The 23,233-nt window shown below is 46.8% G+C and carries 18 protein-coding genes; 10 read left to right on the plus strand and 8 right to left on the minus strand.

Translation table 11 applies throughout. The features are described from left to right. Positions 1-69 precede the first annotated feature (69 nt). On the minus strand, positions 70-960 hold the full coding sequence (locus tag M3085_RS01320; RefSeq protein WP_249052124.1) for a hypothetical protein: 891 nt from the start codon (positions 958-960) through the stop codon (positions 70-72). Positions 961-1,171: 211 nt separating this feature from the next. Between M3085_RS01320 and M3085_RS01325 the strand changes: the two genes are divergently transcribed. From M3085_RS01325 to M3085_RS01350, 6 genes are read left to right on the plus strand one after another with little or no spacing between them, the layout of a single operon-like run. Beyond that, complete coding sequence (locus M3085_RS01325; RefSeq protein WP_249052125.1) at positions 1,172-2,491, plus strand: DUF5690 family protein; 1,320 nt, start codon at positions 1,172-1,174, stop codon at positions 2,489-2,491. Positions 2,492-2,494: 3 nt separating this feature from the next. After that, on the plus strand, positions 2,495-3,721 hold the full coding sequence (locus M3085_RS01330) for an NAD(P)/FAD-dependent oxidoreductase (protein WP_249052126.1): 1,227 nt from the start codon (positions 2,495-2,497) through the stop codon (positions 3,719-3,721). A 60-nt stretch (positions 3,722-3,781) separates the two neighbouring features. Then, positions 3,782-4,561 (plus strand): electron transfer flavoprotein subunit beta/FixA family protein, encoded by a 780-nt coding sequence (locus M3085_RS01335; protein ID WP_178257589.1) that lies wholly within the window; start codon positions 3,782-3,784, stop codon positions 4,559-4,561. 12 nt (positions 4,562-4,573) lie between these two features. Continuing rightward, a complete protein-coding gene (locus M3085_RS01340) occupies positions 4,574-5,779 on the plus strand; it encodes an electron transfer flavoprotein subunit alpha (protein WP_249052127.1) in 1,206 nt (401 codons plus the stop codon). Next, positions 5,776-6,900, plus strand: coding sequence for a porin (locus M3085_RS01345; RefSeq protein ID WP_249052128.1), 1,125 nt, complete (start codon positions 5,776-5,778; stop codon positions 6,898-6,900). The genes M3085_RS01340 and M3085_RS01345 overlap by 4 nt, the downstream gene beginning before the upstream one ends. Positions 6,901-6,952: 52 nt before the next feature. Continuing rightward, positions 6,953-8,842, plus strand: coding sequence for an AAA domain-containing protein (locus M3085_RS01350; RefSeq protein ID WP_178257592.1), 1,890 nt, complete (start codon positions 6,953-6,955; stop codon positions 8,840-8,842). A gap of 2 nt (positions 8,843-8,844) precedes the next feature. Here the strand turns inward: M3085_RS01350 and M3085_RS01355 are convergent, their stop codons facing one another. Together M3085_RS01355 and M3085_RS01360 are read right to left on the minus strand one after the other, a co-directional pair. Continuing rightward, a complete protein-coding gene (locus M3085_RS01355; protein WP_249052129.1) occupies positions 8,845-9,864 on the minus strand; it encodes a BF3164 family lipoprotein in 1,020 nt (339 codons plus the stop codon). Positions 9,865-10,091: 227 nt separating this feature from the next. Next, complete coding sequence (locus M3085_RS01360; protein WP_249052130.1) at positions 10,092-10,328, minus strand: hypothetical protein; 237 nt, start codon at positions 10,326-10,328, stop codon at positions 10,092-10,094. A gap of 165 nt (positions 10,329-10,493) precedes the next feature. On the opposite strand from M3085_RS01360, the gene M3085_RS01365 reads away from it, so the two are divergent. Beyond that, complete coding sequence (locus M3085_RS01365; protein ID WP_249052131.1) at positions 10,494-12,836, plus strand: outer membrane beta-barrel family protein; 2,343 nt, start codon at positions 10,494-10,496, stop codon at positions 12,834-12,836. A gap of 6 nt (positions 12,837-12,842) precedes the next feature. Here M3085_RS01365 and M3085_RS01370 read toward each other — a convergent pair whose 3' ends face one another. Next, positions 12,843-13,664, minus strand: coding sequence for a tetratricopeptide repeat protein (locus M3085_RS01370; RefSeq protein WP_191710025.1), 822 nt, complete (start codon positions 13,662-13,664; stop codon positions 12,843-12,845). Positions 13,665-13,777: 113 nt separating this feature from the next. On the opposite strand from M3085_RS01370, the gene msrA reads away from it, so the two are divergent. From msrA to M3085_RS01385, 3 genes are all read left to right on the plus strand, one after another. Continuing rightward, positions 13,778-14,263 (plus strand): peptide-methionine (S)-S-oxide reductase MsrA, encoded by a 486-nt coding sequence (gene msrA, locus M3085_RS01375; protein ID WP_178257595.1) that lies wholly within the window; start codon positions 13,778-13,780, stop codon positions 14,261-14,263. A 6-nt stretch (positions 14,264-14,269) separates the two neighbouring features. Then, entirely contained in the window at positions 14,270-14,881 is a 612-nt protein-coding gene (locus tag M3085_RS01380; RefSeq protein ID WP_249052132.1) for an L-threonylcarbamoyladenylate synthase, read from the plus strand. A 178-nt stretch (positions 14,882-15,059) separates the two neighbouring features. Then, positions 15,060-15,923 (plus strand): mechanosensitive ion channel family protein, encoded by an 864-nt coding sequence (locus tag M3085_RS01385; protein WP_178257597.1) that lies wholly within the window; start codon positions 15,060-15,062, stop codon positions 15,921-15,923. A gap of 53 nt (positions 15,924-15,976) precedes the next feature. On the opposite strand, the gene thrC is transcribed toward M3085_RS01385, so the two are convergent. From thrC to M3085_RS01405, 4 genes are all read right to left on the minus strand, one after another. Next, positions 15,977-17,278, minus strand: a complete 1,302-nt coding sequence (gene thrC, locus M3085_RS01390; RefSeq protein ID WP_249052133.1) for a threonine synthase — start codon at positions 17,276-17,278, stop codon at positions 15,977-15,979. 20 nt (positions 17,279-17,298) lie between these two features. Further along, positions 17,299-18,510: a cofactor-independent phosphoglycerate mutase gene (locus M3085_RS01395; protein ID WP_249052134.1), complete on the minus strand. Its 1,212-nt coding sequence runs from the start codon at positions 18,508-18,510 to the stop codon at positions 17,299-17,301. A 23-nt stretch (positions 18,511-18,533) separates the two neighbouring features. After that, positions 18,534-20,966, minus strand: a complete 2,433-nt coding sequence (gene thrA, locus M3085_RS01400; RefSeq protein WP_178257600.1) for a bifunctional aspartate kinase/homoserine dehydrogenase I — start codon at positions 20,964-20,966, stop codon at positions 18,534-18,536. A gap of 369 nt (positions 20,967-21,335) precedes the next feature. Beyond that, on the minus strand, positions 21,336-23,165 hold the full coding sequence (locus M3085_RS01405; protein WP_249052135.1) for a DNA polymerase III subunit gamma/tau: 1,830 nt from the start codon (positions 23,163-23,165) through the stop codon (positions 21,336-21,338). Positions 23,166-23,233: the final 68 nt, after the last annotated feature.

A 23,233-nucleotide genomic window follows, 5' to 3' on the forward strand; every position in this document is an offset into this window, starting at 1 on the left:
TAAAATTTCTAACCGTAGCGTTTCAGACTCCATGTTTTAACGGTAAAATGTTGAAAGAGAAGTAGCTCTTCAGAGTAATTTCAGCAAATCTTTTTCACGCTTTAAGTCGTCCACATTCTTCTCCGGCGAGACCAGCATCATACTCTTAATCACGTCGCCCGGTTCGCAGGTGTAGTGGTAATATGACAGTTGCTCCTCGGTCAGTTTCTCCTTCGGAATCACCTCGGTACGCAGTTTGGCAAATTCGTCTAATGAGATTTCGTCTCCCTGCCGAATGAAGATAATCCGCCGCGCTATGGGATTACGGTTGTAATCGTGCGTCAGATAAATTCCCTTTAAAAAGGTAGGATATTCGATGATGGGCAGTTGGAGATATACCACTTTCAGCGCCAACTGCAAACGTTTCTGTTCGTTGAACATCAGGTAACCTATCTGGAAAGGAGAAAAAAGTCCCACCCCCGTGTAATAATCGCCCGACATGTTTTGCGAGTAAACTTTCGGCATCGTGTCGCCATCGGTAATGGAGGCAATCATGTACGGCTCAACTTTCAGTCCGTTAGAGAAAGAAGAGGAACTGTATGCCAGATACAGTCCGGTATACACCCCGGCATTGGGCAGGTAATTGATGGCTTCTTTCTCAATGTCGTCCAGAAACGGACGTCCGTTGTTCTTCGAGTTAATCAGTCGCGGCTCAATGGCATGAACCTTTTCGTAGAGAGCGTCCAAACAGCCCAACAGTTTGCGTTTCGATACATTGTTTACCTGTTGGAGCGATTTGTCGAGTGCCTTTTCCTTCTCTTCCCCGTTGGAAAGCAAGTTTACATACATAGGCAATACCGAAGAATACAGCGACGACAGCACGCTCGAAGCGATGTCGGTTTCTTCGGATATGTCTTTCATTCTTACTCCCGATTCGCGGAGTTTTTTCATCCTTTCGTAAAGAGATACTAATCTGTCCATAAGCTGAGTCTTGTTGAGGCAAAAATACGATTAAGATGTTACAATAGTATTTCATTTGTTGCATTTTTATGACATTATCTTTTAATAAACATAACATTATAAATACAGGGCAGCCGGCTTTTATAATACATAATAAATTAATTCTTTCAGACGGTTTCTTGGTGTAGTTTTGCTCCCGAAAAATTTAGAAACATCTTATTATCAAGTTTATATGGAACAGATTACGAAAAACAAGAAACTCTCAGACGTGCTTCTGATTCTGTGGGCGGGTGGAGCTGCCCTGCTCTCTTATTCGTTGGTTTACGCATTGCGAAAACCTTATACAGCCGCTTCGTTCGACGGGCTGACCTTTTTCGGCAGCGATTACAAGGTAGCTGTAACTACCATTCAGATTTTAGGATATGTGATTGCAAAGTTTTTCGGCATCAAGATTATTTCGGAGCTGAAAAAAGAAAACCGCTTCCGTTTCTTTGTCGGTTCGGCAATTCTTGCCGAGGCAGCTCTTATAGGTTTCGGTATGCTGGATACTCCGTACAATGTGATAGCCATGTTTGTCAACGGACTTTCGTTAGGATGTATGTGGGGAGTGATATTCAGCTTCATCGAAGGCCGTAAGGTGACCGATATACTTGCCAGTCTGTTGGGCGTAAGCATGGTTTTCAGTTCGGGTGTGGCGAAGAGCTTCGGTTTGTTTGCCATGAACGAAATGCACATTGATCAATTCTGGATGCCGGCAGTTATCGGCGGTTTTGCCCTGCCTCTGCTGGTTTTTATGGGATATATGTTGAAAAGACTGCCTCAGCCTACGGCAGAAGATATCGCCCTGCGCAATGAGCGTGTGGTGTTGGACGGCAAGGGACGTAAGGCACTCTTTATGAAGTACGCGCCGATATTGTCACTCTTGTTTGTCGGTAACTTCATGCTGCTCGTGCTTCGCGACATCAAAGAAGACTTCCTTGTTTACATCCTTGACATGAGTAACCAGTCGTCGTGGATGTTTGCCCGCATCGACACCATTGTTACACTGATAATCTTGGGACTGTTTGCACTGTTCATCTTCTTCCGCAGCAACATCAAAGCCTTGCTCTGGCTGATGACGCTGGTAATAGCAGGCTGTCTCACCATGACATACGTGTCGTACCATTACGAAACCCTTGACTTGGAACCGGTAACTTGGTTGTTTATCGAAAGTCTCTCGCTTTACATTGCATACCTGACTTTCCAAACCATTTTCTTCGACCGCTTTATCGCTTGCTTCCGCATTAAGGGAAATGTGGGATTCTTTATCGCAATGATTGATTTCATCGGCTATTTGGGAACCGTTACCTTGCTCTCTACCAAAGAGTTCTTAGATATCAACATCGAATGGTTTGCCCTGTTCAATCACATAGCCTGCGCGGTAGGTTCGGTATGTACTGTCCTTTTCACGGTAGCGGGAATACTGATTTATCGGAAATACAACAAGACTTTCCGACTGAAAGAAGCCGACAAGACTTACATGAATACACAATATAACATACTATCGGAATAAAAAATGGAAAAGAATTACGACATTATCATTATAGGCGGAGGGCTGTTAGGATGTGCCACGGCGTATCAGCTTGCCAAGCGTAATGCCGGGAAGATATTGCTTCTCGATGGAAACGAAATAGCTTCGCAGGCATCATCGCGGGCTGCCTGCCTGTTGACGAGGGCACGCACAAAGCCGGGACTGATGGAGATTGTTCAGGAAACGTATGACTGCATCGAAGAAATCGAACACTTGTTGGGCGAATCGCTCGAACTCCAGCAGTGCGGAAGCATCACCATCGCTTCGTCGGAGGCTTCGCTGAAAGAGGTGGAGGCATTGGAAAATGCGGCTACACGGTTTGGCATCCCGAACGAACGCATCACCCGTGAACGTACGCAGGAACTTTTGCCGTGGATTGATGCCGAAGCCGTAGACGTGGCGCTGTATATGTCCACCGATGCGTTTATCGATTCGGCACTGCTTTGTTCAGGCTATGCAAAAGCCGCTGCCAAGTTGGGTGTGGAACTGCGTCCGAACTGCAAGGTGAAAGAAATCGTAACCGCCGACCGGAAAATAGCTGGCATCAAGTTCTGTGACGATGAAGTTGTGTCGGCTCCCGTGGTAGTTAATGCCGCCGGAGCATGGGCAAACCTGCTGATGCGTCCGCTTGGCGTAGGGCTTCCTTTTACGCCCGTCCGCAGTCACTTCTGGATAACGGAGATTGACAAAAAACGTTTTCCGGCGGGACATCCCTTTACGGTAATCCCCGATGCACGGGCATTTACACGTTCCGACGTAGGTGCATTGATCATCGGACTCCGTGAAAGTCATTGTCAGGCATTCAATCCCGATACGCTGACCGAGAAGTTGGAAGACTTTGACTTCAATAAAGCAGCGAAATGGACGGTGCTGGATGAATGTGCTCCGCTGTTGAAACGTTACTTGCATGACATCGACGACCTGCCCATCGCTCACTACATGTCAGGACCTTCCTGTTACGTTCCCGATGCTCTTTTCATTATCGGAGCTGTAAAACCTTACGAAGGACTGTATACCGTAACGGGCTGTTGTGGCGGTGGAGTAGCTGCCGGAGGCGGAATGGGACGTTTGGCTGCCGAACTGATTCTGGGTGAACAGCCGTTTGTCGACCCCATCCGGTTTGCTCCTGAACGCTTTGGCGAGGTTAATCCTTTTTCTCCTGAATTCCAGCAGCGGTGTGCCGATGCCCGTTCCAATAAAAAGGGTGGATAACAGATACTTGTCTATTACAAGCCTCTAAACAGTTGTAACAATAAACAGAAAATCGAATCAATGAAACGCTATATTGTATTTTTAAAGCAAGTTCCCGCCTCAACGAAAGTTGGGATAGACCCTGTAACCAAAACCTTGAAACGTTCGTCGGCACTGACTCAGACCAATCCGGATGATTTGTATGCCTTGCAAGCAGCCCTCGACTTAAGTCGCGCCACGGGAGCAGAAGTCGTAGCCGTCAGCATGGGTCCGGCTTCGGCAGAAGAAGTGTTGCGCGAAGCGCTTCAGCGCGGGGCAGACCGTGCCATCCTGCTCTCTTCTCCCGCCTTTGCCGGCAGCGATACATGGTGTACCAGCTTGGTGCTGGCTTCAGCCGTTCGTCGGATAGGAGAGTACGACCTCTTGTTTTTCGGGCGGATGGCAATCGACGGCGATACGGCGCAGGTAGGTCCGGAAGTAGCCGGTCAGTTAGACATCCCGCAGATAACCTGCCTCTCGGCGATTGAAAACGTATCGGCAGACCGTATTTGCGTAAGCCGGAGGGTGGGAAACCTGACGCAGCGTATGGAAGTAAAGACTCCTTGTGCCGTTATGGTGAGTCGCGAGAATGGAGAACTGGCTTCTCCCACCCTGTCGGGATGGCGGCGCGCACAGGCTCAGGAGATTACCCGCTGGAGCGAAACCGACCTCGGATTAGACCGCTCATTGATAGGGCTGTATGCTTCTCCTACGAAAGTAGTTACCACCGCCGTTCCCCAAGTAACCAAAAATATCCGGTGGCTTGACGGTGGGGGTGAGGTCTTTGCCATCATTCAATCATTTGTTCAACCTTCTTGTTAAAATACCAATCGTATGACAGACAATACTTCTTTTGCGCTTCGTGTGCTGAACGACCGTTGTACAGGTTGCGGGCTGTGTGCCGATACCTGTGCTTACCATGCCATCCGTTTTACTGATTATCCCGAAATAGACCCATACGCTTGTCGCCTGTGCGGAAGTTGTGTACAGGCATGTCCCGCTGAGGCTTTGCAAATGACCGAACCGGAAAATTCCCGCTCTGTCACATCCTCCGGACAACCGTCGAAAGGTATTTGGGTACTTGCTGAAGTAGAAAATAATGAACTTGCACCGGTTACCAAAGAATTGTTGGGTAAAGCGGTGGAACTCTCGACAAAACTTCATCAAGACGTTGAGGCTGTTTTGGTGGGACGCGAAGTAGTCTCGCTCGCACCGTGTCTGATAGCTTACGGAGCCAAACGTGTACATGTGGTGGAAAATGAATTGTTTGCTTCGTTCATCGAAGAAAACTATGCCCGTGCGGTGGTGGAGCTGGTTGGAAAACACAATCCTGAAATTCTGCTGGTAGGAGCTACGCTTCGTGGTCGCGGACTGTCGGCCCGCATAGCCTCGTTGCTGCAAACCGGACTTACAGCCGATTGTACCGAGTTGGATATTGATTCGGAGACCGGACTGCTTCATCAGATACGCCCTGCCTTTGGCGGAAACCTGATGGCAACCATTGTAACCCCCGACCGTCGTCCGCAAATGGCATCGGTTCGTCCGGGCATCATGAAAGCCATCATTCCGGATGCTTCGGCAGAAGGCGAAATCATCCGTCACGATTTCTCGGCATTTGAAGGCGATAACCGCATCCGTCTGATTAGTGAAATTACGGAAGCAATCAGCGAAGAGTCGTTAAGCAACAGCAAAATCATCATTGGAGTAGGGCGCGGCGTTAAGAATAAAGAAGCGGTGGCACAGATTCATCGCTGGGCAGAGCGTTTGGGGGCTGTGGTGGCAGGTTCGCGTGCAGCTGTAGAAGCCGGACTGATTGATGCCCGGATGCAAGTAGGACAGACGGGACACACCATTGCACCGGATTTATACATTGCCATCGGCATCAGCGGACAGATTCAGCACACGGCGGCTATCACCGGAGCTAAGAAAATCATAGCGATTAACCCCGACCGCACAGCTCCGATATTCAACGTGGCAGATTATGGGTGGAATACATCAGTAGAAGAAGCATTACCCCAACTGACAAACGGATGGTTATGAAAAAACTGTTGACCTGCATGGTTATCTTCTTTGTCGGAATGATAACACTACAAGCCCAAGAGTCTTTAAAAGTCAAGTTCCGTTCGCGTGCCTTGCTGGATGCCACGCTGTCGGGCTATGGAAAAGAAAGCACGCAGGGATATTACCGGTTGGAAGACTTCCGGGTGGGTTTTAAAGCAACCTACCAGAAGTTTGAAGTAAAAGCAGACATCGGTCTCGGGGGAGGAAAAGTCGCCATCAAGGATTTGCTGTTGAATTACCATTTCAAGAACAGCGTGTTTTCTTTCGGCAACGGCTACGAACCCTTTTCGATGGATATGCTTATCAGTACCGCCGACCTGCGTTTTCATCAGTCGGCAGCTTCGGTCTTGGCGTTTACCAACAGTCGGAAGTTAGGCGCTACCTACCATTTTTACAATAATCACTGGTATCTGGCTACGGGAGTTTATACACATAATGATATCAACAAGCTCGGCAGCGAACAGAAAAATGCTTTCGTATCGACTTCGCGCGTGGTGTGGCGCAAAATGGAAGAAGAGCATCGGCTGTTTCATATCGGCGGAGCTTTCTCATTCCGCACGAAAGAAGTAAACACCGATACACCTCCCACTGGCAGCATATCGAGTGCCGGAGTTACATCCATGTTTCCGGCATCCATGCTCGAAGCCGAAATCCCCAATATGGGTACGGAAGTAAAGGGGTTGGTTGAGGCACTGTATACAGCTCCCCGTTTCATGCTTCAGGCAGAATACTACTTCGACCGCATGAATCGCACCGCAGGCGGAAAGGCATATCGTCCGCACGGCGGATACATTCAAGGAGGTTTTTTGCTGAAAGGACGAGGATTTGAGTACGATGCCATGTATGGCGTTCCCGGTCGCCCCGTTACGCCGCAGGCGATAGAGTTGGTAGCCCGTTTCAACTATACAGATCTCAACGATGGGAGTGCCGGCATAATGGGAGGCGAAGAAAAAGACCTCTCAGTGGGTGTAAACTTTTACTTGAACCAATATTTTGGAGTAAAACTAAACGGAAGTTACGTATGGGTGGGCGACCATTGCAATGAGTTTTACCGCAATAACTTTTTCTTGGCGCAATTACGCTTGCAATATATATTTTAAGTATTTTTCTTTACCTTTGTGCAAGTCCGGATAAAACCGGATGCTGAGAGAAATGAAAGAAAATACAACCATACAGTCTCCTATCCTTTATTTGCAACGTCAGTACGACTTGCTGCGGATGGAGTATGAATACGAAAAAGAACAGTTTAAGCAACAGACGGAACTGATGGGCATCGGTCGCAAAATCAAGCGCGGGATGTGCTGGTATCCGTTAAACGTAGGACGCAGTTATTATAACGCATTAAATCAGTTGGTGGTAGAGGTAGAACGGCGTGAGGATAAGGAAATCGAACACCTGTTTGAGTACGGCCGCCCCGTCTGTTTTTTCACGCAGGAACTGTCCGGTAAACTGAATTATCTGAATTTTACCGCTACCGTTAATTACGTCGACGAAGACCGTATGGTGGTTATCCTTCCAAACGCCGATGCGCTGCTCGCTTTACAAAGCAAGGAAGTGCTTGGCGTACAACTTTACTTCGATGAAACCAGTTATCGGCTGATGTTTGAAGCACTGAAACAGGTCATTGCGGCAAAAAACAACCGGCTGGCAGAGCTGCGCGATATATTCCACGGCTCACAGCCTGCTTCCTCTTTTTCTTTCCAGCCCATGCGCTTCCCGTGGCTGAACCGCACGCAGGAAGAAGCCGTGAATAAGGTGTTGCACGCCAAAGATGTGGCAATAGTCCACGGGCCTCCGGGTACGGGAAAGACTACTACGCTGGTAGAGGCGATTTATGAAACGCTGCACCGCGAAAATCAGGTTTTGGTGTGCGCGCAGAGTAACATGGCGGTGGATTGGATTAGCGAGAAGTTGGTCGACCGCGGGGTAAGTGTGCTCCGCATCGGCAATCCCAGCCGTGTGAACGACAAGATGCTATCGTTCACCTACGAACGGCGTTTCGAGGCGCATCCCGATTATCCGCAGCTGTGGAGCATCCGCAAAGCCATCCGCGAATTATACTCCAGAAGCCGGAAAGGGGCGGAACGTGAGTCGGTTCGTCAGAAGATAAACTCGTTGAAAGACCGTGCCACGGAGCTGGAGATACGCATCAACGAATCGCTTTTTGCCGAAGCCCGCGTGATAGCCTGTACGTTAGTAGGCAGTGCCAACCGCCTGTTGATGGGACAGAAGTATGGGACGCTTTTTATTGATGAGGCGGCACAAGCCCTCGAACCTGCCTGCTGGATTCCCATCCGTAAGGCAGACCGGGTAATCCTTGCCGGCGACCATTGCCAGCTTCCTCCCACCGTGAAGTGTTTGGAAGCACTGCGTGCCGGATTAGGCGATACGCTTATGCAGTCGATTGTGCGCAACAAACCCGGCGTGGTGTCTCTGCTGAAACTCCAATACCGGATGAACGATGAGATAATGCGCTTTTCCTCCGATTGGTTTTACGGCGGGATGCTCCAATCGGCTCCCGAAGTGAAATACCGCAGCATTCTCGACTTCGACACTCCGATAGAGTGGGTAAATACCGAAGGAATGGACTGTAACGAGGAGTTTGTTGGCGAGAATTACGGACGCATCAACAAGCCCGAAGCCGAACTTTCGGTCAATCAACTGAAGGAATACATCACCCGAATCGGCCGCACCCGTTTCCTTGAAGAACGTATTGATGTGGGACTGATTTCGCCCTACAAAGCGCAAGTACAATACCTGCGTCAGCTACTGAAGCGCGACGCATTCTTTAAGCCTTTCCGTCCGCTAATAACCGTCAACACCGTCGATGGCTTTCAGGGGCAAGAGCGCGACGTTATCCTCATCAGCCTCGTGCGAGCCAACGAAGAAGGGCAAATCGGTTTCCTCAACGACCTGCGCCGCATGAACGTAGCCATTACCCGCGCCCGCATGAAACTGATAATCTTAGGCGATGCCTCCACCCTGACCAAACATGCGTTTTATAAGAAACTGTACGAATACATTCAGGGTTTGAATACGTAATTTCATTCTAATGACGACAAGTCAATTTTGATTAAAGTGTAATCAGGGGCAAGTACGATGGCATACATGAAGTTGGTTTTAGTATCTCCGCATATTCTCAGGATAGGGAATTTCGTATTTACGATGTGTGTCAGATTCAAATTGTAATCATATACAAATAAAGAATGGGGTAAAACCGAAAGGTCACGCGGGGATTTGCTTTCAGTTTTTTCCCCTTCTGTTACTACGTCTCTATCTAATGTTACGATAGACCTCTTGGTCAAAGCGAGTTCCATAGCGCCTCGCTTTGACTGTTTTTCTAATACGAGGTTGCCATCGCGGACACTGCTTTCTATTTCGCCGACAAACTCTTTCTCTAATGTTAATGCTTTGTTTTTCCATGCGTAAACAGCAAGGTAAGGCAAACTCATGCAATTATAAACCAACAAGTTCTTGTCCGCATTGTATGTTATCTGCCCTTGATACAGGTAGAAAGAATTTTCATATTTTTCTGACAGGGGAAATTTTCCGCATACATCAACCTTGCTGTTTGCGATAATCTTAAACAGATTATTGGCGCCGGGCGTTAAATTAACGGTAGTGTTATCATCCAAATGAGCCAACGCCGTTGTTTCCATATCCCTTTCATATTTCGCTTTCTTAATCTGGTAGGTCCCTGTTTCGTCTACCGTGTACAAGTGTTCTATACCTTTTTCAGTGTCATTTAAAAAGAAACCCTTTGTGGGAGAAACAGACGGGATAGGCAACACGAAATCATCAGGGCCATCGCCTTTATTACCGAAACTGCATAGTTCTTTACCCGACCGGATATTTACTACATGAATAAAATTTTCAATCCCGGTGGCGTCGTGCCAATAAACATTGCCATCTATGGCAGAAATCGTACCGGGTATACTGCTGTAAATGCTATCAGTAATGACTGAATAGTTGATATCGTTTATGCGTTCTATTTCTTTTTTCTCATTCGTAGTGCAATTTGCCAGTAAAAAAACGGATAGCAGGCAGTAACATAGTTTCTTCATAGCGTTGTTCTGATGATTATTCCCAAATGTACGAATTTCTTTTAGATAATATCCAAAAGCCTCATAAAATGATAGAAACTGTTTTGAATTTCTCCAAAAAGTTTTTTTCGTCTTGATGCATTCCTTTTCGTGTGTGCTTTGGGCGATTTTTTGGTCCTTTCCGCTTCTGTTCTTCGTCAGATAGCCCGCTATCTTTCTCATCACACAAGCGGAAATGCCTCAAAAACTCATCCCAAATCATCGCACGATAAATTCAAAACAGTTTCTAATATCTTGATAATAATATCAATTTGTGAAGAAATATATTTTCGTTCATCCGCATAAATTTTATAGCCCTGCATGGTGGGTTGTATAACCCGCCTTGCTGAGTCGTATAACTCTCCATGCCGGGCTTTATAACTCACCTTGCAGGGTTGTAGAGTTTGATGGGAAGAATGGGGATTTTCTTTTGCATAACTTGTCATTTCCTGCGAGTGCACTTTTATTTGTATGAAAGATTATATGCGTCAAAGATGTTTTTGGTAAAAAAACATAAATAGAAAGTGCTTTTATCCGATAATCTATAATTTTTGTAATTTGGTACCGAAAATCTCGGATATAGATCAAATCATAATAAATGAATCCAATATATGAAGACGTTAAGAAAGTACCTCCCTAATAATTTTTCGTTATTCTTGCTGGTATGCAGCCTTGTTTGTTTCCCATCGTGGGTGATGGCACAAACCATAAAACTAAGCGGGATGGTGACAGACGAAAGCAGGAATCCCCTCGACTATGCCAATGTTGTGTGTTTAAATGGTGATTCTGCTTATGTAGGAGGGGGTATAACAGATAACTTCGGGCGTTTTAGCATAGAACTTGACACTGCAATACATTCAATCAGAATCAGTAAAATAGGCTATGTGAGCCGAACCTTTTCCAAACCGTTTTCTACACAATTTATTTTGGCAACGGATAATCAACTTTTAAAAGAAGTCACGGTTACGGGGAAAGCCTCATTGATTAAACAAACGGAAACGGGATTGCTATACGAATTGCATCATAATAAATATGCAAAAGAGCAAAATCTTTTGCAAGCCATGCGCTTTGTACCTATGCTTGATGTTTCTCCTGACGGGAATTTGTCTGTAATAGGGCATGATGATTATCAGATCTATTTGAACGGCAAACGGTATGATATTGCCGAAGCCAATACCACACAGACGTTGCAGAGCTTTCCAGCCCATCTGGTTAAACAGATAGAAGTTGTTACTACGGAGGATTCCCGTTTTCAGAGCAACGGGGCGGTTGTTATAAATATCATTACGGAAAAGAACTTGCTGGATGGTTTTTCTCTCAACACATCTGCAAACGGAACAACCCAGCCGACAGCAAAGGCAGGCGTTTCCGCCCTCGGCAAAAAGCGGAATGTGGATTTTTCTGTGTCATATAATTACGACCTGAATACGCAGCGGAAGCAACCGATAACACAAGATTATATTTACCCTGATCGCATTGTAAACCTTGATGGCGAGGGAGATGGCGATTGGCATAACCACATCATGCGCGGCATGTTATCGTGGCAACTTGATACGCTGAATATGATATACGCCGATATACATGCCAAAATTTTAAAGACGGATTTCAAAACGTTATGGGAGCAGACTGTCGACCAAGAGAACAGCCGTACAAGCATGTTTGAGAATAGAAACCATAATACTTCCGGTACGATTGAGACGAATCTGATATACCGTAATTATTATCGTCATCTTCCTCAACAAGAACGGCTGACGTTGGGATATCGTTATACATACAATCCGGACCGCAGACATTACAGTCAATGGTGGGCTGACGATGAATCCACACGTCAGGAGAATCATACGAGAACAGACGGCGGATTACATGAACATACGGCCAACGTCACTTATGCACCCATTATTTGGGAACGGTGTAAAACGTTGGTCGGAGCGAAAGCAATCTGGCGTTTAGGGAATACTACCGCTACAAACCATTCGGATATATCATACCGCCAGCAGTTGATATATCCTTACGTTAAGTTTTCAGGGGCAGTTTCAGGTATCAATTACAGTCTGACGTTGAGCGGCGAATACGATTATTTGTCTATGAAAACACCTTACGCCGAAGAAGTAAAACATACCAATTCAAAGTTTTATTTTACACCCTCGTTGGAGGTATCGCGTAATGTCAAAGGAGCTCGGATAAGTGCGAACTATACCCGTATCACCAAGCGTCCTACAATCGTAATGCTCAACCCGTTTTTTTCGATGGGAAACGGGTACGCTGCCAGCACGGGTAATCCTTATCTGAAATCAGAAATACAAAACCTTTTGTCGCTGAGCATGTTTAAATTCAGAAAACGGTTTTATTATACCGTAGGGATTGCGTATTCGCATTCCAACGATGCCATTGTCTATCATCAAGTAAAAGATGAAAGTAATGATGTAATGGTTTATACTTATGACAATATGGGGAAAGTGACCACGGTGACAGGCAATTTGTTTTTTAACTGGCAGCCACTTACAGCATTAGTGCTAAAGTGCAGTGTAAATGGGGGATATTACGGATTAAGGTATGAAAACAACAAGCAAAACGATTATACGCTGAATGTTTTCGGTTGGATAGATTATTACCTGCCTCACAGTTGGCGTTTGGGGGCGAATGTGATGCACTTCAAACAAGCTCCGGAACCGAACAGTACCATTAATGCCATGACACGCTATTCTTTGGTGGTTGGTAAAACTTGGTTGAAAGGAAGGCTTACAGCCAATATCGAAGTTTCAACTCCTTTTCAAAAATATGTGAAGATGAAAGTCAATACACAAACACCCGATTATTCCGTTCGCCGGATTAATTACATGAAAGCTCGCTACGTAGGAATCAACCTTTCTTATACATTCAATAATGGAAAAAGAGCAAAGATACAGCGTGATACGTCCTTGAAACATAACGATTTGTCAAGCGGAGTGGAATGATGGGATTTATTTGCACTGCCGCAGCCTTTCTTCCAATTCCGGGCGGGGGATTCCCTGCCTGATAGCCTGCTCGTAAGCCTTGCGTGCTTCGTCTTTCTTCTTCATCGATAAAAGGATGTCTCCCTGCATGATGTAAGCCTCTGCGTCGGCAGGCGTTACGTTTATAACCTCTTCGATGTCTACCAAAGCAAGTTCGGGGTGATTGTCCTCTAATTCGATGTTGGCACGCATCTTTAAAAGCGACGTGTCATGCGGATTTTCTTGTATCATCAGGTTCAAACCGTCGCGTGCCGATGCGTAACGCCCTTCTTTCTCGTCGAGCATAATGATGCCTAACCGGGCGGTACGGTTTTTGGCATCTTTCCCCAAAACCACATTGTAATCTATCCGCGCTTCTGCATATTGCCGCTGCTCCATGTAGATATATGCCCGGAAAAGACGGGCTTCTATGTTTTCGGGCAGCAGGTCGATTACGTTACAGTAGTCTACATACGCTTTGTTCAGCAGGTTCTTTTCCATGTAAAGTGCGGCGCGGTTCAGCAGGATGGAAGTGGCATACGGCGTAATGTTCAGCGCCATTGTGTACGCTTCGAGTGCTTCATCGGTCTTTCCCTGCCGTTTCAGTACCGTACCCAAGTTGGAGAAAAGCAAAGCGTTGCGGGCATTTTTCGGGTCGGATTTCAGTGCCTGTCGGAATAAGTCTTCGGCCTGTACGAGACTGTCGCGCTTGGTATATTCCATTGCTTTTTCAATCAACTGGTTATACGACTGGGCTTTTACGGATAAAGCCATGAAGAGGCAGACTATAATGCTAAGTATTTTATTCATCAGTATATTAATAATTTATCCGCAAAAGTAACAGATTTATCCATGCCCGGCGGATTATATTAAAAACTTTTTGTAAGTTTGAACAATCATTATACATAAAAACAAGAACTGACATGGAAACAGAAAAAGCCATATTTGCCTGCGGATGCTTTTGGGGAGCGCAACACCTGTTTGAACGCGCTGCGGGGGTAGTCCAGTCTACGGTAGGCTATATAGGAGGACATAAAGAAAAACCTACTTATCAGGAGGTGAAAGCCCACACTACCGGACATGCCGAAGCGGTGGAAGTGGAGTTTGACCCGATGCAAACTTCGTTTACTGAACTTTGCAAACTGTTTTTCGAAATCCACGACCCGGCGCAAACCGACGGACAGGGACCCGATATAGGGCCTCAGTACCGCAGTGAGATATTCTATCTGAACGAACCCCAAAAACAACAGGCAGAGGAGGTTATCGCCCTGCTTCGCTCAAAGGGGTACGAAGTGAATACCCGCCTTACGCCTGCTTCTACATTCTGGAAGGCGGAAGAATACCATCAGCATTATTATGACAAAACGGGTGGAGAGCCTTACTGCCACATCCGTGTGAAAAAGTTTTAAGCGACTATGATACTGAAACTATACGACAAAAACAATAATCCGGACGATTTGCAGCGCATCGTCGACACGCTGGAAGAGGGGGGCATCATTATTTATCCTACCGATACAATGTATGCCATCGGCTGTCATGCGTTGAAAGAACGCCCCATAGAGCGTATCTGCAAGCTGAAAAATATTGACCCTCGCAAACATAATCTTTCAATTATTTGTTATGATTTGAGCAACATCAGCGAGTATGCTCGTGTGAGCAACGCTACGTTTAAACTGATGAAGCGTACGCTGCCGGGGCCTTTTACATTTATTCTGAATGCCGACAGCCGTTTGCCCAAGATATTCCGCAACCGTAAAGAGGTGGGAATCCGTGTGCCGGACAATAATATCATCCGGGAGGTATGCAGGATGTTGAACGCTCCGATACTGACTACTACATTGCCGCTGAAAGAAGGGGAGGACATAGAGTATGTAACCGATCCCGAACTGATAAACGAGAAGTTCGGCGATAAGGTAGATTGGGTTATCGACGGGGGAATAGGCGGCATAGAGCCGTCGACGGTCATTAACTGTTGCGGCGACGAACCGGAAGTGGTGCGTCAGGGAAAAGGACGGTTGGAAGACTGATTGATATGTTCCGAAAAAACGCTACCGTTAGTGTGGGTTGTTCCATGCGGATAAGTCGGTTGGTTCTACCCATAGGACTTGTCTGTTCTACGGGTAGCGTTTCTGAGCATCGGGATGAATATTTTTTTGAACTGAAAAACAGGCTATTATGTTTAATTGTATTTAAAGTAAAAAGATTATGTTTTTAACGACTACATTGTTAGACGCTTCGGCAAAACTTGCATCGAGAGTAAACGTCGAACAGATTATCGACAGATTGGTAAATTGGTCAATCGAGGTGGGGAAAGATATTCTTGCCGCCGTATTGATTTATATCATCGGGCGGTTTGTCATCAAGCAAATATCCCGGCTTCTTGCCAAAATATTAGAGAAACGGAAATTGGAAATCAGCGTGCAGACGTTTTTGCGCAGCCTTGTCAGCTTGTTGCTTAATCTGGTTCTGGCGTTTGCCATCATCAGTAAGTTGGGGGTTGAAACCACAAGCCTTGCTGCTCTGTTGGCTTCTGCCGGTGTAGCTGTGGGTATGGCGTTGTCCGGTAATCTTTCCAACTTTGCCGGCGGGTTAATTATCTTGATTTTCAAGCCCTATAAGGTAGGCGATTATATTGAGACAAACGATGCCAGCGGTACGGTGAAAGAAATCCAGATATTTCACACCATACTGACCACGCTCGACAACAAAATTATTTACGTGCCGAACGGAACGTTAAGCAGTGATGCCGTAACGAATTACAGCCGTCAGGTGACACGCCGTGCGGAATGGGTGTTCGGAGTAGAATACGGAGAAGATTACGAAAGGGTAAAAGCTGTGTTGGAGCGCATTATCGCAGCCGATGACCGCATCTTGAAAGACCCTGCTCCGTTTATCGGACTGGGTGCACTCTCGGCAAGCAGTGTCGATATAAAGGTACGTGTCTGGACGAAAAGCAGTGATTACTGGGACGTATATTTCGATATGAACCGAATCGTATACGCCACGTTTAATAAAGAAGGTATCGGCTTTCCGTTCCCGCAACTTACGGTGCATCAGGCAAAAGATTGAGTATAAAAAATCCCGCGTTTCAAAAACGCGGGATTTTTTATTGGGCATGATTCTTATTGCTTCATCAAATAAGCCTTGAACGAGGCGAAATCTTTCGTCATAGGCACGCTCAGTTTCGTACCCTTCATAAACGCCTGCAATTTTTCGGGAATGGCAATCTTGTTTCCGATAATCTCTTCCACCGTTTGCAGGAACTTGGCGGGATGAGCCGTTTCAAGGAATACGCCCGTTTCGCCGGGTTTCAAGCCTTCTTCCAGCGCACGGTAACCGCAAGCCCCGTGAGGGTCGAGCAGATAACCCGTTTCAACGTATGTTTTCTTCACCGTTTCGCGGATTTGTGCATCGGTATAAGTCGCGCCGCTGATTTCTGCCGATATTGCCGCATGGCTGTTATCATACAGAGCCAATATGCGGGCAAAATTGCTGGGGTCGCCTACATCCATGGCGTTGGCAATGGTAGCCACCGACGGGCGCGGACGGTATTCGCCGGTCTGTAAGTATTGGTAGAAAATATCGTTGCGGTTATTTGCCGCAATGAAACGCCGGACAGGGAGTCCCATTCGTTTACCGAAAAGCCCGGCAGTGATATTTCCGAAATTACCGCTCGGCACACACACCACCAAGTTATCCGCTTTGCCGAGTTTCTTCAGTTGGGCGTATGCATAGAAATAGTAAAACGCCTGCGGCAAGAAACGCGCCACGTTGATGGAATTGGCGGATGTAAGCTGCATGTGTGCATTCAGCTCCTTATCCATGAATGCGTTTTTTACCAACGCCTGACAGTCGTCGAACGTACCGTCTACCTCGATGGCGGTAATATTTTGTCCTAACGTAGTAAACTGTTTCTCTTGAATTTCGCTTACTTTTCCTTTCGGATAAAGTACATATACGTGGATGCCCTTTACTCCGAGGAAGCCGTTAGCCACCGCGCTGCCTGTATCCCCCGATGTGGCAACCAGCACATTTACCTGCTGTTTGCCTTCTTTGCGGATGAAGTAGCTCAATAACCGTGCCATGAAGCGTCCGCCTACATCCTTGAATGCCAACGTAGGTCCGTGGAAAAGCTCCAGCGAGTAAATATTCTCTTTTACCTTAACGGCAGGAACATCAAAGCTCAGCGTGTCGTAAACGATTTGTTTCAACGTATCGGCAGGAACATCTTCGCCGAAAAACGCATCGGCTACGCGGTAAGCCATTTCCTGAAACGAGAGATTTTCTATTTCATCGTAAAACGAGGAAGGAAGCGGTTTGATTTCGCGGGGCATGAATAATCCCTTGTCGGCCGCTAATCCTTTTACAACGGCTTCTTCCAACGTAGCATCGGGAGCCTGTTTGTTGGTACTGTAATACTTCATGTTGTTCTTTTGATTATTACCTAAATGTTCATAAACAAATTCATAAACTCGTCTTTTTCCAGTTGTCCGTATGCACCTTGCCGGCAAGCCACTTCATCATACGTCTGTACTCCGTCCGGCTCTATTCCCGGATAATAGATAAGAAAAGGAACAGGCTCGGCAGTGTGCGTACGAAGCTCGCAGGGGGTAGGATGGTCGGGCAGAACTGCGATTGCCACGGGTTCATCCCACGTCTTGATTGCCTCATAGATGGGAGCAATGGCACGGCGGTCGAGGTATTCGATGGTTTTCAACTTCAAATCCACATCACCTTCGTGTCCGGCTTCATCGCTTGCTTCGATGTGTAAGTAAACGAAATCATCTGTCTTTAACGCCTCGATAGCGGCAGCGGCTTTGCCTTCGTAGTTGGTGGTGTACAGTCCTGTAGCCCCCTCCACGTCGATACAACGCAATCCCGCATAGCGTCCGATGCCCCGGATAAGGTCGACGGCAGTAATGACAGACCCTTTCCGGATGGAAGGATATTTCTTGGAAAGCGATTCCATTTGCGGACGATACCCCGGACTCCACGGCCAGATACTGTTTGCCGGGTCTTTACCTTCCGATATGCGTTTCAGGTTTACCGGATGGTTGGCAAGCAATTCCTGCGATTTGAGAATCAGTGCATTTATCAATTCTGCTGTTTCTTGAGCTTCGGGACAGAGCGCTTTCACCATATTCGGGCGGAAAGGCTGTAACGGAATATCATGCGGCGGTACACATTCCAATCGTTTGTCTCCGCCTTTGATGACCAACAAATGACGGTATTGCACGCCTGTATAAAACCGGATACAATCAGTGCCCAACTTCTCATTCAGGTATTTAATCAGTTCGTCTGCCTCTTCGGTAGTAATATGTCCTGCCGAATGGTTTTTCAGCATATCGCCTTCTACGCAGATAATATTACAACGCATAGCCATATCATCCGCTTGAAGGTCGACACCGATGCTTGCAGCTTCCAGTACGCCGCGTCCTTCATACACCTTCTTCAAATCATACCCCATTACAGACATGTTCGCTACTTCGCTGCCGGGATGGAATCCGTCGGCAACCGTTTTCAGCATTCCCGTTCGTCCCATTCGGGCGAGCATATCCATGTAGGGCGTATTCGCATATTGCAGCAAGGTCTTATTTCCTAAGGAGGGTACAGCCCAGTCTGCCATACCGTCTCCTAAAATGATAATATGTTTCACGGTTATAATCCTTATATTCTTAATCAGATGTTGGCAATACTCATGATGTCGGCAAAAACTCCTGCCGCTGTAACTCCGGCTCCTGCGCCGTAGCCTTGTATCAGCATGGGGTATTCATTATACCGTTCGGTGGTAAGCAAAATAATATTATTGCTTCCTTCAAGATTATAGAACGGATGATGAAACTCTACCTCTTCTAACGCTACGGATGCTTCGCCGTTTTCCAAGCGTGCAACAAAGCGCCAGCGTTTTCCTTCGCTTTCCAGTTTCTGGCGGCGCATTTCGAAATCGGCATCCAATTCTCCGATATGTTTCCAGAAGTCATCCAGAGAGCCTTCAAAGTATTTGTCAGGAATGAAGAGATGAGTCTTTACGTCTTCCTGTTCCAACCGATAGCCTGCTTCACGTCCTAAAATCACCAGTTTGCGGATAACATCCTTCCCACTCAGGTCGATGCGCGGGTCGGGCTCAGAGTATCCTTCTTCTTTTGCTTTGCGGATAATCTTGCTGAGCGGCATATCGGCGCTCAGTTCGTTGAATATATAGTTCAGTGTGCCACTCAGTACGGCTTCTATCTTCAGAATCTTGTCGCCGCTGTTAATCAAATCATTAATCGTATTGATGACCGGAAGCCCTGCACCTACGTTTGTTTCGAACAGAAACTTCACACCTCTCAGTCGGGCTATTTGTTTCAGTTCGGCATAAATGTCATACTCCGATGAAGCCGCAATTTTGTTGGCAGCCACTACAGCAATGTTATGGCTCAGAAAATCTTTATAAAGTCCGGCTATTTCCGGGCTGGCAGTACAGTCTACGAATACCGGATTGAAAATATTCATGCCGATGATTTCATCGTGCAGCACTTGCGGTGAAGACGGAATGCCTTTTTCTTCTAATTCTTTACGGAAATCGGCAAGGTCGATACCCCGGCGCGTAAAGTAAGCAAGATGACCGTTTGCTATACCTACGATACGCAGCATGAGTCCCCGTTCTTGTTTCAGCTTTTCTTGTTGGGCATGAATCTGCTCAATCAAGCTGCTCCCTACCGTACCGATTCCGCATATAAAAAGGTTTAATACCTGATATTCGGATAAGAAAAAAGAATCGTGGATGACATTGAGCGTCTTGCGCAGCGAACCGCCGTCTACCACAAACGAAATGTTTGTCTCCGAAGCACCCTGCGCACAGGCGATTACATTGATACCGTTACGTCCTAACGTACCGAACAGCTTTCCGGCTATTCCCGGAGTATGTTTCATGTTTTCTCCTACGATGGCAACCGTAGCCAGTCCGCCTTCTGCTTTCATCGGACTGATTTCGCCCATTTCGATTTCTTTCGAAAATTCTTCATTCAGTACTTCACATGCCAGAGCCGCATCTTCGTTACGCACACCGATAGAAGTAGAGTTTTCTGACGAAGCCTGCGAAACGAGGAATACGCTGATACCGTTTTCTGCCAATGTTTTAAAGATGCGATGATTCACACCGATAACACCCACCATACCCAGTCCGGTCATGGTGATAAGGCAGGTATCATTGATAGAGGAAATACCCTTAATCGGTTTCGATGAATGGTCGGCTTCCTGTTTGATAATGGTACCCGGAGCATCGGGGTTAAACGTATTCTTTATTAATATAGGTATGTTTTTATGACATACGGGGTAAATGGTAGGCGGATAAACCACCTTCGCACCGAAGTTACACAGCTCCATAGCCTCCACATAGCTCAGTTCGGTGATAGGATAAGCGGTACTGATAACACGCGGGTCGGCAGTCATAAAACCGTCTACATCTGTCCATATTTCCAGAATATCTGCATCGAGGGCAGCGGCAATGATAGATGCCGTATAATCTGAGCCACCCCGTCCGAGGTTGGTTACTTCGTTTGTCAATTTGTCGGTCGAAATGAATCCCGGTACGAGCGATACCTTCGGAATCTCGCGGAACGTTTCGCGCACCAATTGGTTCGTCAGTTCCGAGTCGAGGATATGGCGGTTATGTTTCTTTTCGGTCTTGATGAAAGTACGCGAGTCAAACCATTGTGCACCTTCTATCAGCGTAGCCACAATGATGGACGAAAGCCGTTCGCCGTAGCTTACAATCGTAGCCGAAGTTTTGGGAGACAAGTCGCGGATTAAGTAAATGCCCTGAAAAATATCTTTCAGTTCGCTTAACAGTTCGTTTACTTGGTCGAGCAACACCTCTCGTCCGTGTCCGGCAGGAATCACGGTATAAACCATTTCGATGTGTCGGTTTACGATTTCTTTCATTTCTTTTTCGTACGAAGAATCGCCTGCCGCTGCCATTTTGGATGTGTTAATCAGTTTATCGGTAATGCCTCCGAGGGCGGAAACTACCACGATTACTTTATCGTCTACTGCTTCGACTATTTTTTTCACGCTCAACATGCTGTTCACGGAACCTACGGATGTTCCGCCGAATTTCAATACTTTCATGTACGGTATGGTATTGTGCCTCTTCACCTGTCATAGCCAGACAGAAAGGAAGAGCCGGATTAAAATAAAATCTTGATTACTGGAAAAACGAAAAAAGTCTGCCTTTGCAGACGTGTATCGCGTAGATACACATAAACATACTATCCTTACCCCCGAGGGGTCATCCCGGTAGCCGATGTGACAGCGGGCATTCGCCCTGTTCCCGTCAAGATGATATAAAGATAGCGTTCAGTCATAGATTAATGTTTTCTCGACGGCAAATATAACAACATTTTTCTACAAACAAATACTTTTCCCGTTATTTTTTGCACAAATATGTCTATTCTTGCCGATAATGTCTTTCAAAGTATCACGATTGAAATATTCCGGTTATGCCAACTCTAATCCTAATTCTTCTTTCAGTTTGAGCAGGCTTGGGTTTTTTTTGCTCATCATCTGGAAGCGTTCCAAATGACTGTATGCGCGCACGTTTTCTTCAGGAGCACTGACACGTACGGTCATTTTTATCTTCCGGTTATGCAGTTGTTGGCGGAGGTAATCTTCAATCTGCGGCATCAACTGCTGCATATATTTCTGAACAATCTCATTGTCTACGGCTACTTCGAATGTTGTCTGGTCTGCTTGCAGTTGGGGGTGCATGTTCTGCATACGTCCGGCGTTGGCGGCTTCTTCTTTGGGCAGGCGTACCGCAAATTCCCGCCAATAATAATTCAAATCTTTTTCGTTGAAGATATAGTCTTCCCATTCTTCTTCCGCTTGTGTAACGGAAGAAGCTGCCGGAGCGTTTTGCTGCGTCGCAGTAGCTTGTTGGGCATGAGGACGACGGATTGACATGCCGATACTTCCTGCTTTGAGTACCGGAGTTTTCTTTCCTGTATCTGTTTTAGGCAGTGGGTTGGCATGAATGTTCGGCTGGGCAGGTTCGCGCAATGTCTCTGCCGGAGCTGCCGGTTGAGTATAGGCAGTAGCCGCCGGCTGTTGTGCGGAAGCCGCAGGTGCCGACTGTGGTTGTGGCGCCGGCGAAGCGGATGCCGCTTGCGTTTGGTTAAATACAGGGTTTAAAGTCTTTTTAGGGCGATGCCCGCCTGCCGCGTCTTCCGGTTCGGCAGTAAGTTGAGCCACCTCGATGAGGGTCAGTTCCACTAATAAGCGTTTGTTCTTGCTGACGCGATAGTTCAGGTCGCAGTCGTTACAGAGCTTCATGGCTCGATAAAGGAACTTGGGAGAACACTGCTGTGCCTGTGCTTGGTAACGTTCGCGAATGGAAGCTCCAACCTCTAATAAAGGAAGGGTAGCGGGGTCGCGGCTAACCAGAAGGTCGCGGAAGTGAGAACTTAATCCGGTAATGAAGTGGTTGCCGTCGAAGCCTTTTCGCAGAATGTTATTGAATATCAGCAGACAGTCTGTTACCTTGTTATGCAAGAAACAGTCCGTCAGCTTGAAATAATATTCGTAATCAAGTACGTTGAGGTTCTCAATGACGCTTTGGTACGTAATGTGTCCGTTGGTGAAACTCACCACTTGGTCGAATATCGAAAGCGCGTCGCGCATACCGCCGTCTGCTTTCTGGGCGATTACGGTAAGCGCTTCGGGTTCGGCATCGATACCCTCTTTCTTTGCCACGTTTTCCAAATGCTCTACCGTGTCGGTCACGCTGATTCGGTTAAAGTCGTAAATCTGACAGCGGCTCAATATGGTAGGCAGAATCTTATGCTTTTCGGTAGTGGCAAGAATGAAAATGGCATGATGAGGCGGTTCTTCCAACGTTTTCAAGAAAGCGTTGAAAGCCGCTTGTGAAAGCATGTGAACCTCGTCGATGATATATACCTTATATTTCCCGATTTGGGGCGGGATGCGTACCTGCTCGATAAGCGAACGGATGTCCTCCACCGAGTTGTTCGAAGCGGCATCGAGTTCATGGATGTTATACGACCGCTGCTCGTTGAACGCCTTGCAAGATTCACACTCGTTACATGCCTCGCCGTCGGCAGTAGGCTGCAAACAGTTGATGGTCTTGGCAAAGATACGCGCACACGTGGTTTTTCCCACTCCGCGCGGACCGCAGAACAGGTATGCGTGAGCCAGCTTGTGGTTGGCTATGGCGTTTTTCAGCGTAGTGGTCAAGGCGCGTTGCCCCACTACCGTATCGAATGTCGCCGGGCGGTATTTCCGAGCCGATACAATGTAATTTTCCTCCATGAACAGATTGGTTTTCGTTGCTTGACAGATGCAAAAATACAAAAATAACGGGAATATCCGAGAGATTG

It is taken from the genome of Bacteroides caecicola (genome assembly GCF_023337095.1).
In the GTDB taxonomy this organism is placed as follows: domain Bacteria; phylum Bacteroidota; class Bacteroidia; order Bacteroidales; family Bacteroidaceae; genus Phocaeicola; species Phocaeicola gallinarum.

Bases quoted from the DNA above. Each gene is read 5' to 3' on its own strand.
- M3085_RS01385 (WP_178257597.1), top strand. From the start codon at position 15,060: ATGTTTTTAACGACTACATTGTTAGACGCTTCGGCAAAACTTGCATCG.
- M3085_RS01345 (WP_249052128.1), top strand. From the start codon at position 5,776: ATGAAAAAACTGTTGACCTGCATGGTTATCTTCTTTGTCGGAATGATA.
- M3085_RS01350 (WP_178257592.1), top strand. From the start codon at position 6,953: ATGAAAGAAAATACAACCATACAGTCTCCTATCCTTTATTTGCAACGT.
- msrA (WP_178257595.1), top strand. From the start codon at position 13,778: ATGGAAACAGAAAAAGCCATATTTGCCTGCGGATGCTTTTGGGGAGCG.
- thrC (WP_249052133.1), bottom strand. From the start codon at position 17,278: ATGAAGTATTACAGTACCAACAAACAGGCTCCCGATGCTACGTTGGAA.
- M3085_RS01355 (WP_249052129.1), bottom strand. From the start codon at position 9,864: ATGAAGAAACTATGTTACTGCCTGCTATCCGTTTTTTTACTGGCAAAT.
- M3085_RS01360 (WP_249052130.1), bottom strand. From the start codon at position 10,328: ATGACAAGTTATGCAAAAGAAAATCCCCATTCTTCCCATCAAACTCTA.
- M3085_RS01320 (WP_249052124.1), bottom strand. From the start codon at position 960: ATGGACAGATTAGTATCTCTTTACGAAAGGATGAAAAAACTCCGCGAA.
- M3085_RS01335 (WP_178257589.1), top strand. From the start codon at position 3,782: ATGAAACGCTATATTGTATTTTTAAAGCAAGTTCCCGCCTCAACGAAA.
- M3085_RS01340 (WP_249052127.1), top strand. From the start codon at position 4,574: ATGACAGACAATACTTCTTTTGCGCTTCGTGTGCTGAACGACCGTTGT.
- M3085_RS01330 (WP_249052126.1), top strand. From the start codon at position 2,495: ATGGAAAAGAATTACGACATTATCATTATAGGCGGAGGGCTGTTAGGA.
- M3085_RS01370 (WP_191710025.1), bottom strand. From the start codon at position 13,664: ATGAATAAAATACTTAGCATTATAGTCTGCCTCTTCATGGCTTTATCC.
- M3085_RS01405 (WP_249052135.1), bottom strand. From the start codon at position 23,165: ATGGAGGAAAATTACATTGTATCGGCTCGGAAATACCGCCCGGCGACA.
- M3085_RS01365 (WP_249052131.1), top strand. From the start codon at position 10,494: ATGAAGACGTTAAGAAAGTACCTCCCTAATAATTTTTCGTTATTCTTG.
- M3085_RS01380 (WP_249052132.1), top strand. From the start codon at position 14,270: ATGATACTGAAACTATACGACAAAAACAATAATCCGGACGATTTGCAG.
- thrA (WP_178257600.1), bottom strand. From the start codon at position 20,966: ATGAAAGTATTGAAATTCGGCGGAACATCCGTAGGTTCCGTGAACAGC.
- M3085_RS01325 (WP_249052125.1), top strand. From the start codon at position 1,172: ATGGAACAGATTACGAAAAACAAGAAACTCTCAGACGTGCTTCTGATT.